General features: G+C 64.9%; 13 protein-coding genes and 1 pseudogene. 2 read left to right on the top strand and 12 right to left on the bottom strand.

The window, feature by feature from the left end:
- The 11 genes and pseudogenes from AC3XYG_RS30560 to AC3XYG_RS30510 form a co-directional block, all read right to left on the bottom strand.
- Positions 1-1,349 (bottom strand): MFS transporter (locus tag AC3XYG_RS30560; protein WP_489143651.1); only part of this gene is annotated, 1,349 nt, incomplete at its 3' end.
- Positions 1,346-1,561 (bottom strand): hypothetical protein, encoded by a 216-nt coding sequence (locus AC3XYG_RS30555; RefSeq protein ID WP_489143650.1) that lies wholly within the window; start codon positions 1,559-1,561, stop codon positions 1,346-1,348. The genes AC3XYG_RS30555 and AC3XYG_RS30560, both read right to left, overlap by 4 nt.
- A gap of 176 nt (positions 1,562-1,737) precedes the next feature.
- Positions 1,738-2,505: pseudogene (locus AC3XYG_RS30550) on the bottom strand (HlyD family secretion protein); the annotation flags it as partial.
- A gap of 14 nt (positions 2,506-2,519) precedes the next feature.
- Positions 2,520-4,004, bottom strand: a complete 1,485-nt coding sequence (locus tag AC3XYG_RS30545) for a mechanosensitive ion channel family protein (RefSeq protein ID WP_489143649.1) — start codon at positions 4,002-4,004, stop codon at positions 2,520-2,522.
- A 126-nt stretch (positions 4,005-4,130) separates the two neighbouring features.
- Positions 4,131-4,949, bottom strand: coding sequence for an enoyl-CoA hydratase/isomerase family protein (locus tag AC3XYG_RS30540; RefSeq protein WP_489143648.1), 819 nt, complete (start codon positions 4,947-4,949; stop codon positions 4,131-4,133).
- Between the two features lie 244 nt (positions 4,950-5,193).
- Entirely contained in the window at positions 5,194-5,565 is a 372-nt protein-coding gene (locus AC3XYG_RS30535) for a response regulator transcription factor (RefSeq protein WP_489143647.1), read from the bottom strand.
- 69 nt (positions 5,566-5,634) lie between these two features.
- Entirely contained in the window at positions 5,635-6,273 is a 639-nt protein-coding gene (locus tag AC3XYG_RS30530) for a response regulator transcription factor (RefSeq protein ID WP_489143646.1), read from the bottom strand.
- 262 nt (positions 6,274-6,535) lie between these two features.
- Positions 6,536-7,003 (bottom strand): SRPBCC family protein, encoded by a 468-nt coding sequence (locus AC3XYG_RS30525; RefSeq protein WP_489143645.1) that lies wholly within the window; start codon positions 7,001-7,003, stop codon positions 6,536-6,538.
- The gene (locus AC3XYG_RS30520; protein WP_489143644.1) at positions 7,000-7,686 is read right to left on the bottom strand and encodes a type 1 glutamine amidotransferase domain-containing protein; all 687 of its coding nucleotides are present in this window, start codon (positions 7,684-7,686) and stop codon (positions 7,000-7,002) included. Before AC3XYG_RS30520 ends, AC3XYG_RS30525 begins: the two co-directional genes overlap by 4 nt.
- Before the next feature lie 86 nt (positions 7,687-7,772).
- Complete coding sequence (locus AC3XYG_RS30515) at positions 7,773-8,651, bottom strand: hypothetical protein (RefSeq protein WP_489143643.1); 879 nt, start codon at positions 8,649-8,651, stop codon at positions 7,773-7,775.
- 46 nt (positions 8,652-8,697) lie between these two features.
- The gene (locus tag AC3XYG_RS30510; RefSeq protein WP_489143642.1) at positions 8,698-9,123 is read right to left on the bottom strand and encodes an OsmC family peroxiredoxin; all 426 of its coding nucleotides are present in this window, start codon (positions 9,121-9,123) and stop codon (positions 8,698-8,700) included.
- A gap of 247 nt (positions 9,124-9,370) precedes the next feature.
- On the opposite strand from AC3XYG_RS30510, the gene AC3XYG_RS30505 reads away from it, so the two are divergent.
- Entirely contained in the window at positions 9,371-9,943 is a 573-nt protein-coding gene (locus tag AC3XYG_RS30505; protein ID WP_489143641.1) for a TetR/AcrR family transcriptional regulator, read from the top strand.
- Between the two features lie 152 nt (positions 9,944-10,095).
- Here the strand turns inward: AC3XYG_RS30505 and AC3XYG_RS30500 are convergent, their stop codons facing one another.
- On the bottom strand, positions 10,096-12,201 hold the full coding sequence (locus tag AC3XYG_RS30500; RefSeq protein ID WP_489143640.1) for an ATP-binding protein: 2,106 nt from the start codon (positions 12,199-12,201) through the stop codon (positions 10,096-10,098).
- Between the two features lie 491 nt (positions 12,202-12,692).
- On the opposite strand from AC3XYG_RS30500, the gene AC3XYG_RS30495 reads away from it, so the two are divergent.
- Positions 12,693-13,484, top strand: coding sequence for an alpha/beta fold hydrolase (locus AC3XYG_RS30495; RefSeq protein ID WP_489143639.1), 792 nt, complete (start codon positions 12,693-12,695; stop codon positions 13,482-13,484).
- Positions 13,485-13,535 lie beyond the last annotated feature (51 nt).

Here is a 13,535-nt window from a genome sequence, read left to right as displayed (position 1 = left end):
GAATGGATCTGCTCGCGCATCCGGACGAAGGTCTGCATGAAGGCGGTGCCGATCTCGCCGCCGAACAGCCGGCTGAGCTGCAGCAGGCAGCCGATGGTCAGCGCCTCCACCGGCACGATGCTGCGCACGCTCAGGACGGTGAGGGCCGTCAGCGCAAAGGACTGGCCGATCGCCTGCAGGATCTGCGACGGCAGGAAGTCCGCCGTCGCCCAGACGCTGGTGATCTCCGCCGTCATCAGGCAGGCCGCGCCGATCAGCGCCGTGCCGAAGGCCAGGACGTATCGCCCATCGACCCGGCGCAGCAGCAGTGCCAGGGGAAGCACGATCACGAATTGCGGCAAGGCGATCCACAGCAGGACCTGCCCGACCTGCAGCTCGCGGAAATTCTGCACCGCCTGCAGATAGGTCGGGATGATGTAGGCGGTGGAGAGGATGATGAAGCGGATGGCGGCGAGGTTCAGCAGGATCAGCACCAGGTTGCCGTGCAGCAGCAGGCGCAGGTTCAGGAAGGGGCGTGGCGCCGTGACCTCCCGGACCAGGAAGGCGACCGTGAGCAGGCCGCCGCCGGTGAGCAGCCCGACGACCAGGCCGTTTCCGGTCCAGTCCAGCCGGTTGCCCTGGTCGAGGCCGGCATAGAGCATGGCGAAGCCGATGCTGGCGTAGCCGAGGCCGGGCCAGTCGAAATCGGTGAGCAGCGCCGTGTTGACGGGTTCGCGCGGCACACCGAACCAGATGGCGACGAACATCACCGGCAGCGCCAGGCAGTATTGCCAGAAGATCCAGTGCCAGGACCATTGGTCGGCGAACCAGCCTTCGAGCGATGCCGCGACGTTCTGGGACAGCTCGGAATTCATCGCATAGACGGCGATGCCGGTGATGACGAGCCGGGCGGGCAGGCTGCGGATAACGAAGCTGATGGTCAGGGGAATGAAAGTGCCCGAACCGATGCCGCCTATGGCCAGCAGCAGGAAGAAGACCGTGAGATTGGTCGCCAGGGGTGCCATCAGCGAGGCCAGAAAGAAGACCACGATGCCGGTCAGCAGCACCCGCCGGGCGCCGAACATCGCCCCGAGATAGGGGGACGCTACGCCGACCAGCATCTGGCCGACGCCGAAGCTGGTGGTGATCCACGCGCCCTCGTCGAAGCCTGCATGGAGGCTGCCCCGCAGATCGGCCAGCCCGAAGCTCGTCGTCCGCGACCCCAGGGTGCCCATGATCGACCCCAACAGCACGCCGATCAGGCCGACATAGGGCCGCCAGCTGTCGATGCGAAGCCGTGGCGGGTGGTCCTGACGCGAATGCTGAAGGGCGAGGCCGACGGCACTGAACGCGCCCGCTGCCCGGATCACCTTGCTCCCTCCGCTTCACCCGTATCGATCGTCGCTTCGACCGACATGCCGGGGCGCACCAGCGTGCCCAGCGCCGGAACCGGATCCATGACGATCTTGACCGGCATCCGCTGCACCACCTTGGTGAAGTTACCGGTCGCGTTGTCCGGCGCCAGCAGGGCGAAGACGCTGCCGGTGCCGGGCGACCAGCTCTCCACCCGGCCGTCGAGCACGAGGTCCGGAAAGCGTCGACGGTGACCCGCGCCGGCTGCCCGATGCGGACATTCGTCATCTGGGTTTCCTTGTAGTTGGCGACGACCCAGATGTTCGGCAGCGGCATGATCGAGACAATCTGGGTGCCGACATTGACGAACTGGCCCGGCCGGACCTGGCGCTGCCCGGCCATGCCGTCGACCGGTGCCCGGATCTGGGTGTATCGCAGGTTGTTCTGCGCCAGCTGCACCTGCGCCTGCGCGGCGTCGCGCTGCGCCGCCAGTTGCCGCTCCTGGATGTCCAGCCCGTCGAGCACGGCCTGCTGCTGGTCGAGCACGGCGCGGTCGAGCAGAAGCTGCGCGGCCGACCGCGTCTCGTTCGCCTCGGCCTGCTCCACCGCCTGCGGTGTGCCGGCGAGATGCCCACCGACGAGGAGGCGTTGCCGATTGGCCTCGAGATGGAACCGGGTGGCATCGGCCGCGGCCGCCTCGATCGCGGCCTCCGCCTGGCGGATCAGGGCGCGCTGGATCGCCTTCTGGTTCGTCAGGTTGGACAGCACGGCAGCCGCCGCCGAGAGATTGTCCTCGGCCTGTGCCAGCGAGGCGCGATAGTCGGATGGTTCGATCTCGGCCAGGATCTCGCCCTGCCGGACTATGGCAAAATCCTGGACCGGCACGGTGGCGATGTAGCCGGAGACCTTGGCCGCCAGCGGCGTGAGGTCACCCGCCAGGAAGGCGTTGTCGGTCTGCTGGTACCGGCTGGTCCCGACCCACCGGTTCCAGTGAGTGGCGATGAACCAGGCCGCCAGGACCGCGGCGGCGATCAGCAGGACGCGGCCCAGCGGCCAGAACCAGCGGGCCCGCCGGGTGGCTGTCTCCGGTTCCGCCGGCGGCGACAGCAACGCGACCACGGGCCCATTGCTGGGGGATCGCGGCTCGGTCGCGGGTGACGGCGGGGATGTCATGGCATCGGTCATCACTAGTCGCGTGTCGTCGGGCGGGTCTTTGCCCCAGCCTGAAGGTGGTGTTCGCGGAAATAGTCCCTGATCCGGGTCAGCAACTGGGCGGCGGGAATAGCGTGCTGGCCAGCGCTGGCCGCGACGTTACGGTCGACCAGGGCCTGGCCGCGGCGGGCCGCGGCCTCGAACAACCGCATCAGCTCGGGCTGCGTCGCCAACAGAGGCGCCAAATGCGCCTTGGTGACCTCGACAACGAGCGCTTGGGTGATGGCCTTGACCGAGGCGGCATGCGGGGCACCGGTCAGCAGGCCGATCTCGCCGATATAGTCCCCGGCGCCGATGCGGCCGATGATCGTCGTCGAGGCGCCGCTGGCCCGGAACACTTCCAACACACCGGAGACGATGATGAAAAGCGAGCCCTCGGTGGCACCCTCGGCGAACAACAGGTCGCCGAGATCGAGCGTCCGCACCAATACCTGGCTTTCGAGTGCGGCCCGCTGATCGGCGGACAGGGCTTGGAACAGTGGAATGGCCAGTGACCGCTTCCATCGTCCTTCGCCGTCTTCGACGGTATCATGGCTGCCCGGGACCGGTCCCACGCCCGCCGAATGGAACTGACGCAGCACCTGGGTCAACAGGGTGCTTTTCGTCTCGCCCAACGCGCCGCTGGTCGCGACGGAAAAATAGACGTCGTAGACATTCCAGCGCTTGCCGACGCTGGACAGGGCGACACCCGCCTGCGGCGTCGCGAGAATGGTCGGGCACAGCAGGATGGCGTGGCGAACCAGTTCCACAACCCGGTCCGGCGCGACGTCGGCCGGACAAGGCACATGCACGGCGTCGTTGCGTCGTTCTGACGGCACGCTGCGATTGATGACCCGCGACCGGGTGGCGATGCTGTTCGGGATCGAGGCGATGTCGTTGCCGTCGGTCCGGATCCGGACCGATCGCCAGGTGATTTGCACCACCACGCCTTCAATGCCGCCCTCGATCCAGATCCTGTCGCCGACGGCGTAGGGATGTTCGATGCCGATGGCGATGCCGGCGAAGACATCCGCCAGCGTGTTCTGCAGCGCCAGGCCGAGGACGATCGCGATCACGCCCGAGGTGGCGACCAGGGCGCGGACCGGGAAGCCGAAGACGGTGTTGACGACGGTGAGGGCCGCGGCGAGGTAGATCACCCCCGCCAGCAAATCGGACAGCAGGCCGCCATCGCTCCGGAACGCACCATGCGGGAGAAGGGCTCGCACGGCATTGACCAGGAGCCGCGCGGCGAGCAGCCACCACACCGCGGCCAGCGCCTGCTGCCACACCAACTCCTCGATGCTCGCACCGGCGAAGACCGGCTGCAGCGGCGAGCCGACGACCCGCGCCACCGCGACCGTCAGCCCGGCGAACAGGACCAGCCCCGTCGCCAGCCGTGCCCAGATCAGGCGGGCCTGCATCAGCCGCCAATCGATGAGGCAGAGTGCCAACAGAAGGCTGGCGACGATCTGGCTGGTCATGTCTGCCCGCTGTTCCGCGAAGCAGGCCTCGGCTGGCAGGCCCTGCCGTCACTTCTGCTCATGCAGGCAAGCCATGTTTCCAATCGAGGGTTGGCCTGGGCGCTCACTTCCCGTCTCGCCGTCGTCCTACAGCCGCCCGACCAAATCTGCGAGATCCAGCTCGGGCGTCCGGGTCTGGAAGCCGGCTGCGAAGGCGGCCTTCATGCGGCGCTGCGTTTCCGGGTCGGCGACACCTCGGCCGAACAGATCGGAATCGTGGCGGAAGTCGTCGACGGGTGCCAAGGCCACCGCATTCACGCGCTCCTTGACCGCCCGGCAGCCGGCAGCCGGAAAGGACGCGATCCGGTGCGCCATCTTGGAGACGAAATCCGGGAGCTCTGCGGCCGGCAGGGCTCGGTTCACCCAGCCGTATTGGGCCGCAAGATCGGCGTCGTAGTCGTCGGCGGTCAACATCACTTCCAGCGCTCGCCCGCGTCCCAGAAGTCGAACCAGATGCTGCACCCCACCGCCACCGGGCGTCAGCCCGAAGGAAGGCTCGAACTGCGAGAAGATGGCCGTCTCGCGGGCTGCGAACCGCAGATCGCAGGCGAGCACGAATTCGCTGCCCGCGCCGCGGGTCCGTCCTTCGATCTGGGCGATGGTGACGGCTTTCGTCTCGCTCAGGCGGCGGAAGAGCAGGGCGATCGATGCCTCCCCCGTCAGCCTCGCGGCCTCCTGCCGGTATTCGCTGACCTTGGTAACGTCGACGTGCGGGATGAAGAAGTCGGGATCGGCGCTCTGGAAGACCGCGACCCGATAGGGGGCGCCGGTGTCCAGGAGTTCGATCAAGGTGACGAGATCACGGATCAGTGCTGGTCCGATCAGGTTCATCGGCGGCGCGCTGATGGTGACAAAAAGGACCGCGCCTTCGGCACGGAGTCTCAGTGTTTCCAAGTCTTCCGTCACGAGGCTCTCCATGACGCGCTGATGCAACGAGCGGGTCTTTCAAGGGAAATGGAACGCCGGCGATGTCGCCGGCCCGGTTGACCGCGGCTCGACATTCGGATCTCGGCCGAGATGGCGGGAGCGCCGTGCAAGGGATTGCGAGAGAGGCCCTGCAAGGAAGGCGCCTCGCCTCCGCCGGTATCCGCGTTCTTAGGCCGGCGACAGGGCGGCTGGAACTATACGTAGGTCTATGGATGCGTCGGCCTCAACCCACCGTAAGCGCCCGAGCCAGGCATTTCGCCAGGGCCTCGGCGCGCAGCGGCTTGCGCATGAAGCACAGCGCCCCGGCTTCAAGCGCCCGACGCTCAAGATGTCCTTCGGACCGGGCCGTCATCATGATCATGCCCGCGCCGCAGCCCCGAGCGTCGAGCACCTGTTTCAGGGCAAAGCCGTCCAATCCAGGCATATGGATATCGGTGAGGATGCAACCCGCGGCCTCGGCTTCCCCCGACTCGAGGGCCGCCTCGGCGGAGTCATGGCCGCAACAGCTATAGCCCATCGAAACGATCAGTCCGACGAGCGCTTTGCGCACCGACACGTCGTCATCGATAACGCAAATGAGCGGTGCACCAAGCAAGAGTAATCCTTACAGACCATCACCATTCGGAGCGAATTGCTCCCTAATTCGCGAGCATTTGCAAATTGTTTACTGATGCGCGCTCTCGAGGCTTCGAATCCGCGGGCGGAGTTGCTCCGAAAGCTTGACAAGGTCGGCCAACGTCCGGACACCCATCTTGCGCATCAGCGTGCCGCGATGGAGCTTCACCGTGATCTCACTCAAACCTAGATCACCGGCGACCTGCTTGTTCATCTTCCCCGCGGTGACGCGCGCCATCACCTCTCGTTCCCGCTTTGTCAGGCTCTCATAGCGGGTCATCATGTCCAACCGGCCAGATTCATCGAGGCGGCGTTTTCGATCAATTGCAAGCGCCATTGAGATTGCATCGAGGACCTCGCCATCGCGAAAGGGCTTGGTCAGGAAATCGATCGCTCCCGCCTTCATGCCACGGACCGTCATCGGAATGTCGCCATGCCCGGTGATCATGATGACCGGCAGCCGAAGACCCAAACCCGCCATTCTCGTCAAGAAGTCGAGACCGTTCACGCCGGGCAGCCGGACGTCCAACAGAAGGCAGCCCGCAATCGTCTCGTTCTGATTATCGAGGAAGCTGTCGACCGATCCGTAGGACAGGGCGGCTAGTCCGACGGAATCTGCAAGATTCACGAGTGCCGACCGCATTGACGGATCATCATCGACGATATGAACCGCTTCAGCGTTCATCATGGCATCCGCCTCAAGAAGAGCGTTGGAACGATACCGGACCCGGAAGGCGCGGCAACTATACTGCCGCATAGCTCTGACGTCTGGCGGCGCCGGACGCAGACGCCATCGACTGCCAACCGGGCGGAGGCCGGACGCTGCTGCTCCAGGCCGATCTTTGCTCTGTTACCGAGACCCATGGCGAACCTCACTCAAGCATGATGTATATCAGGCTTGAGGCATCGAGATGCAAGAAGAGCCGAAGAGAGGCGGCCTCCTGGCAACCTCAGGACGGATCCGCGCCTTCAGCAGCTGCCTTCATGGCTTGCACCATCCCGCCGAAGCGCGCGGAAAGTCGTTCACGCTGCTGGACGCGGACATCTCCGCTCATTGACGCCTGGTCATAGACCAAGGTGTAGACCAGTCTGCAGGTGTCCGTGCCGCCCGGCTCCAGCCCGACGCTACCGTGGTAGGCGTGCTGTGCCATCGGGCCATGGGTCTGAGCGTAGGCGTAGCCATGGGGAAAGGCGCAAACCAGCACCTCTTTGATCTCAGGCCCGACCCTCCTGACGCTGCCAATCCCCTGCCGGTCGTCGGCCATCGTTACGGCCACGCCCAGAAAACGGCCCGCCGCTTGGAAATCGCCGATGATCGCCCAGGCTTCGCCGATTGGCCGGTCAATCTCCGCGGCCACCGCGATGACGGCGAAATCCGGGACCGAGGCGGGCAGGGTCTGTGATCGCTCCGGGCTCACACCGTCACAACCGGGATCGAACCAGCCAGCACGTGATTGAAGGCGATCGCGTATTCGGATGCCGATTGCTGGTTTTGGCCCGTCACCAGCCTGCCGTCGACGACGACATGCAGGCCCCAAGGCTCAGCATAGGACACTCTCAGGCCCGCCGCCTCCATGACGGGTTGCGGAAAGTTGGGGATGAAGTTGGCGCCGTAGAGCTTCTCGACTTCGGCATCCTCGACGCGGGAGAACCCGGTGGCTTGCCGGCCCCTGACCAGCTCGGGGATGTTCGCCAGTGCGATCGAACCATGACAGATCGTGCCGACGACCTTCCCGGCATGCCAGAAATGCCTGAGGATGCGCGCGACATCGTCGTTTGGGTACAGATCGACGGCCGGGCCGCCACCGCCCACGACATGGACAGCGTCATAGTCCTCAAGTTTCACGTCCTTCAAGGCAAGCGTGGTCTCAAGGCGTGCGGCCAGGATCTTGTCCGACAGGAATCCCTTGCTCACGAGATCGTCCTTCTCCCACGACGTGGCAGAGTAGGGATCGCTTGTCGCGTCGAACTTGACCTTGCCACCGGCCGGACTCGCGAAATCCACCTGCGCTCCGCGCTCGGTGAAATGCCAGTAGGGATGCGTGAGTTCGGCGAGCCAGAAGCCGATATCGGCACTGGAGACGAGGAAGAGAATTTTCACGGCGAATATCGCTCCTGCAATGTCATCGGTTCGGAGGCGGAGGTGTTCGTTTCGCCATCCCTAAGGAACGGCGTCGGGCAGCGTGCCTAGAGCATTCCGGCGAGCCAGAGCGCGGTGTTTTGGACATAGCGATGCACGGAGCGCATCGCCTCCGGCGTCGCTTTCAGGTTGCCTCCCGGCGGTTCCGTCACGAAGCTCGGGCAGCCGCGGGCCGTATCCCAGTTGTAGTCGGCGAAGTGATGGAATGTGGATTGCGCCACGGCCGGGCCGCCAGCCGCTGAGGGCTCGAACGCCACGGCGATGTTGAATCGGTCGCCCGTGGCGAGGCTGACGCCGGTGGCGATGGTGCGTGCGGAAGGATCGTCGGCTGGAGCCGCCACCGCGCCCTCGTGCGGGTGTGCCGGCATGAAATGGATCACGCCGTCCGGGGCAGCTGGATCACGCAGAAGGGGGTGCACGGGCCCCAGGGCGCTGATCCGCTGGTAGTCGCCGTTGGCGCCGGAATGGAAGTTCGGCCAGAGGATCTGCGGCGTGCCCTTGTCGTCAGGCTCCGGCACGGGGGCATCGTGGTCAATGTTGCGGCTGTGGAAGATATGGGCCGCGCCGACGCCCCCCAACGCGCAGATCGAACTGCCGAGATCCATGTGATCCCGTGTCACCATCAAACCACCGCCGCGCCGGCGGAAGCGCGAGATGCCTGCGCAGTCCGCCGGGTCCAAGCCATTGCCAGTGTCCACCGCAAACAGCCAAAGCTCGTCGAACGCGGAGGCATCCAGCGTCGACAGGATCGGGTCGGGAGCGCCCGGCGCGGCGCGGTCACGCGCCGTCACCTTGAACAGGGCTGAGCCGAGCTCGTCCACAAGCGAGGCGAGATGGTCCCGCAGCATCGAAAACCGATCGATGCTCCAGTCGTCTTCCGCCGGCTCGATGGTCGTTTGGAGGAGGATACTGATGGGGCCTGTCATGGGGTCCTCGTCCGTTGCGGCCCAGGCTTGCCTGAGGCGTCGTAGCTCAAGCCAGCGTCGCCGACATGACGATCTCGCATTTCAGCGCCTTGGCGATGCTGCAGCGGGTGCGGGCGCGCTCGGCGCAGTGGTCGAACTGCTCCCGGCTGATGCCCGGGACCTTGGCGGTGACCGTAATGAAAAGCCTGGTGATGGCCGGAGTGTCCTCTTCATCCTTGCCCATCTCGACCGAGACCGCGGTCTCGACTGTGTCGGCCGCGAGACCGATCATGCCGAAGTTGTTCGCCAGGGCCTGGTTGAAGCAGCCGGCATGTGCGGCGGCCAACAGTTCCTCCGGGCTTGCGCCCGCCGCCCCCTCGAACCGGCTCGCGAAGCTGTAGGCCGCGCGCTTCAGGGTGTCGCTTTCTGTGGAGATCGTGCCGGCACCTTCCTTCCAGGTGCCGGTCCAGGTCGAATATCCAGTGGCGTTCATTCTGTTTCTCCAAGGTTTGTCATGGTGACGGACGGCACGGTGGCTGCGCCGTCAGATGCGCAGGGCGCCGGCACCCTCATGATGGGCGCGGCAAGCGCCGCTGGCCGCGGTCGGGGACATGTTCCCCGGTGCATCGGCCGGAACTCTCGACGGTAGTAACCTGACGTTCATAAGGTTTGAATTGCCTCGTCGACCCGTAGGGCGTATGGAATTCGCGCCAGCGAAGGCTTGCGCGAGGAACCCGGAATTGCGTTATCCAGCCGCCGAAACCGCCGCAAAGCATCAACGCGTTCTTGATGAAGCCACCCGTCTGTTCCGCGACCGAGGCTTCGAAGGGGTCAGCATTCCGGAGATCATGAAGTCAGCAGGCCTGTCCCATGGTTCGTTCTACAATCACTTCGCATCCAAGAGCGACCTGATCGGCGCCTGCATCCTCCATGGCGCATCCAAGTCTTTGACCAATCTGGCGGACACCGAGGCGTCGTCTGCCGGCAAGAGGGGTTATATCGACGAGTATCTCAGTACGGCCCATCGTGATGATCCCGGCAGCGGGTGCCTGATGTCCGCCTTGGGATCCGAAATACGCCGTGAACCCCTTGCCCAGGGTGCAATGACCCGCTTCGTCCATAGCTTCATCGGACTGCTCGCATCCCGCTTTCCCTGGCCGACCAGGCGGCACGCAAGGCGGGACGCCATCCGAACCACCGCAGCGCTTGTCGGCGGGCTGATCCTTGCCCGAGCCGTTGACGACGAAGCGCTGTCTGAGGAGATCCTTCGCGAGGTTGCCGAGGGCCTTCGCGCCGGCTTCCGCGACAGGTAGCGTTCTATCTTCATCGGTGCCCGTCCGGCTTCGGATGCGCTTGAAGCCGGTGGTCACCGCCGCGTTTTCGATTCCTTGATCCGGACCGCGGCAAGAATAGCCGCCCCGGCCCGGGAGCCAACTATACATAGAGATAGCTGCTGAACGGCGCTTCAGAGCACTGCGCCTGCCGCCCTGGGAAGGCGCACCCTGAAGCTGGCACCGCCGGACTCCAGATTCCGCGCTGAGATTTCTCCGCCATGGGCCTCGCCAATGGTGCGGCAGATCGCAAGGCCGATACCCATGCCGTCGGCCTTTGTGGTGAAGAAGCTGCTGAAGAGCCGTTCGGGATTCCCGGCCTGGATGCCTGGGCCATTGTCCTCGACCGTCAGCAGGACGTCGTCGAGGTCGGCCCATGTCCGCAGCCGCAGGCGCGATCCGGGCTTCCGGTCCATCGCCTGCAGTGCGTTGAGGACCAGGTTCACGACCACCTGCTGCAATTGGATCGGATCCCCCAGGACCTCGGGAAGATCCGCTTGCAGCTCGCATACGGCCTGCGCACTGAACTTCGACAACTGAGAGCCCAGCAGCGTCAGTGCTTCCCCGACGAGAGCACTCAGCGACAAGCTTCGGTGCAGGCCGACCTGGGGCGATGCCATCGAGCGGACGTTTGCCACGATATCGGAGGCGCGCCTGGCGTCGGCAATCATGTCCTCGGTCAGACCGCGCAGCCTGTCCCATGGCGGCGTGTCTTGCGCCAGCCAGCGCAGCGCGGCCTCGCCATTGGCTGTGATGGCCGCAAGCGGCTGATTGACCTCATGGGCAATCGAGGCAGTCAGTTCTCCGAGCGATGAGACACGGGCGGCGTGGGCGAAATTCGCCTGCATTTCTGCCAATGCGTTTTCAGCTTGAACCTTGTCGGTCATATCGACGATGGCCAGGAGGAGTTGGCCGGCACTGCGCAGGGTGCTGGATGCCGAACTCGTGAACATGACACTGATCTCGCTGCCCGCGAGCGTGCGCATCGGCGTGAGTCCCTTGAAGGTGGGCTCATTTTCGAACAGCGCCGTGAGGCTTCCCACCAGGGTCTCGAGGTGATCCGGAAACCAGAACCTGGCGATCGACCCACCGACAATCTGGCTTCTATCGGTCGCGCCGAACAACTGCAGCGTCGCATCGTTGACATCGACGACCTTGATCGCCTCCATCACCTCGGAAACCAGCCCGGGATGACGTGCGACGTGCGCGCCGAAATCAGTGATCCCCTGGCGGTGAAGGTCGGCGTGCAATGCCTGTGCTTTGGTCGCGTCCAGATGCCAGGCCGAGAAGGCCGAGCCATGGAACATATCGGCATAGAAGGCTTCGCTTTCACGGACGGCGGCCTGGCCGCGCTTGACGTCCGAGTGGTCGACGATGGTGACGACCAATCGGCCTTCATCCACGGTGCCCGGCGCGTAACTCGCGGTGAAAAGGGCATCGAATTCCCGGCCGTCATACCGGCGTTGCCGCGTCTCACGTGAGAAATGGGACTGTCCCGCGAGCGATGAGACCACCCAGTCCGCAAAGTCGGCAGTGCTCTGCTCCGGCCAATACCTCTCGATAGCCACCAGCAGATTCTCGCGCTCGCACGGCCCGAAAAGTGCCAGCGCCCGTTCGTTGACGTCACGGGCGTAGGTCAGCCGCATGAGTTCGCGCACGCGCTCCGGCCGTTCCGCGAACCACTGGCGGGCGTCGACGGCCGCGGTCTCCAGCCAACCGAGAGCCACGGTGCGTGCTTCGGAGAAGTCGATGTCCCAGACAGAGGCCGGGATCGCCTGGAACAAGTTGCGATAATGCCGCTGCCCGGCCTCCGCGGCGGATTCCGCCCGGCGGCGTGCCGTGACGTTGATCCCCGTCTCGACAAGCTCCGAAGGCTCTCCGGAAGGACCGTACCGCAGGGATAATTGGGCGCACACGATCACATCCCTGCCGCAGGAGGTCTTCCGCTGCAATTCCATCGAGCAGGCTCCGCCCCAGCCCAGCTTCACCATCTGCTCGTTATCGGGCCATGGGCGACCGCCGAGAATCTCTTCGAACGCACGGCCTTCCACCTGGGCGCGTGACCATCCGTAAATGCGTTCAGACGCCTTGTTCCATCCTGAGATCCGCCCATCGAGACCAAAGACGATCAGGCTTTCCTGCACGAGATCGAGCAGGTCCGTGTCCAGGGCGGCGGAAGCGGCCTCATCCTGCTGATCGGCTCCAGCGGCGACCTCTCTGGCGACGATTGTGGCGTTCATAATGCGTCCTCAGCCAAGCCGACGTGACCCATCCCAGTGAGGGCCTTGCCGAGCCGCAGCGCCGTCCGGGCTCGGGCAGTGGGATTGGAGCAGGTATTTTCCGATCTGCGGGCGCAGGTGAGAAACACAGTCACGGCATTGCCTTAACTCAGAATCGAGCATTTCCAAACGCACGTTCCTCGTAGGACCTGCACGCCGGCCTGGGACCAGAACACAGCCGGCGGCAACGATCGCGAAGGTCGCTTCAAGCCTGATGATCATCAGGCTTGAACGAATTGAATGGACCTGTCGTGGCGGAGAGTCAAGGCGACAGCCAGGACGGACCCCATCGAGGGCGCCGGCCAACCCGACCAGTGAGCCGGTGCAGGAGCCGCACGGCTACACCTACGTATGGTGTTTGATCGAACGCGGATTGGGTAGCCTCCACAACAGATACGGAAAGATACCGCCCCGCTCTCCACGAGTAGAAGGGCGGCAACCGAGGCTCAACGATGAAATTATCCACGACTATTTGCGCGGTTATGCTTGCCGCCGTTTCAGTTCCTGCTATCGCCGCGTCGGCGAAGCCGACCATCGTCCTGGTCCACGGCGCGCTGGAGACTGCGGATGTCTGGGATCGGGTGATCGCGAAGCTCGATCACGATGGGTACACCGTCAAGAACGTCAACCTGCCCGGGCGGCGTGGCAACGAGATGCCCATGGGTGATGTGACGCTGGCTCTCTACCAGCAGACGGTGGCCAAGGCGATCGCCGGGGAGGGGAGACCCGTCGTGCTGGTCGGGCACAGCTTCGGCGGCTTCACGATCTCTGCCGAGGCCGAGGCGGAGCCGTCCAAGATCAAAACCCTCGTCTATGTCGCAGCTTATATCCCGCAGAACGGCCAGTCCCTGCTCACCCTCGCCACAGCCGATAAGGGCAGCAAGCTCGGACCCATTCTCGCGGTCGACAAGGAGAAGGGATATGCGTCCGTGGCGCCTGCAACCGGCGGCGCCCTGTTCGCGAATGATGCGCCCCCCGCCGTCCAGGCCATGGTGGCGGCCGCCGTCGTCGAGGAGCCGCTAGCGCCCTTGGCCACGCCTGTAGCCCTGACCGCATCCCGGTTCGGCAAAGTCGACAAGGTCGCGATCCGGACCCTGCGCGACCAGGTCGTCAGCACGCCGTTCCAGATCGAGATGGCGAAGGCGACCCCTGTTCGTCTGGAGATGACGATCGACACCGGGCACACACCCTTCATCACCCAGCCGGACGCCCTCGCGGCCGACATCGAACGGGCCGCCCAGTAGGGGCCGCTCGCGGCCTCCTACCCACCCAAGGCGCTGGCATCGTGGTCCTCA

It is taken from the genome of Inquilinus sp. (genome assembly GCF_057815775.1).
The sequence above is the reverse complement of the archived record's forward strand: the minus strand, read 5'-3'. Positions and strand labels throughout refer to the sequence as shown.

Coding starts and splice junctions, on each gene's coding strand:
- AC3XYG_RS30495 (WP_489143639.1), top strand. CDS start 12,693: ATGAAATTATCCACGACTATTTGCGCGGTTATGCTTGCCGCCGTTTCA.
- AC3XYG_RS30510 (WP_489143642.1), bottom strand. CDS start 9,123: ATGAACGCCACTGGATATTCGACCTGGACCGGCACCTGGAAGGAAGGT.
- AC3XYG_RS30515 (WP_489143643.1), bottom strand. CDS start 8,651: ATGACAGGCCCCATCAGTATCCTCCTCCAAACGACCATCGAGCCGGCG.
- AC3XYG_RS30545 (WP_489143649.1), bottom strand. CDS start 4,004: ATGACCAGCCAGATCGTCGCCAGCCTTCTGTTGGCACTCTGCCTCATC.
- AC3XYG_RS30500 (WP_489143640.1), bottom strand. CDS start 12,201: ATGAACGCCACAATCGTCGCCAGAGAGGTCGCCGCTGGAGCCGATCAG.
- AC3XYG_RS30530 (WP_489143646.1), bottom strand. CDS start 6,273: ATGATGAACGCTGAAGCGGTTCATATCGTCGATGATGATCCGTCAATG.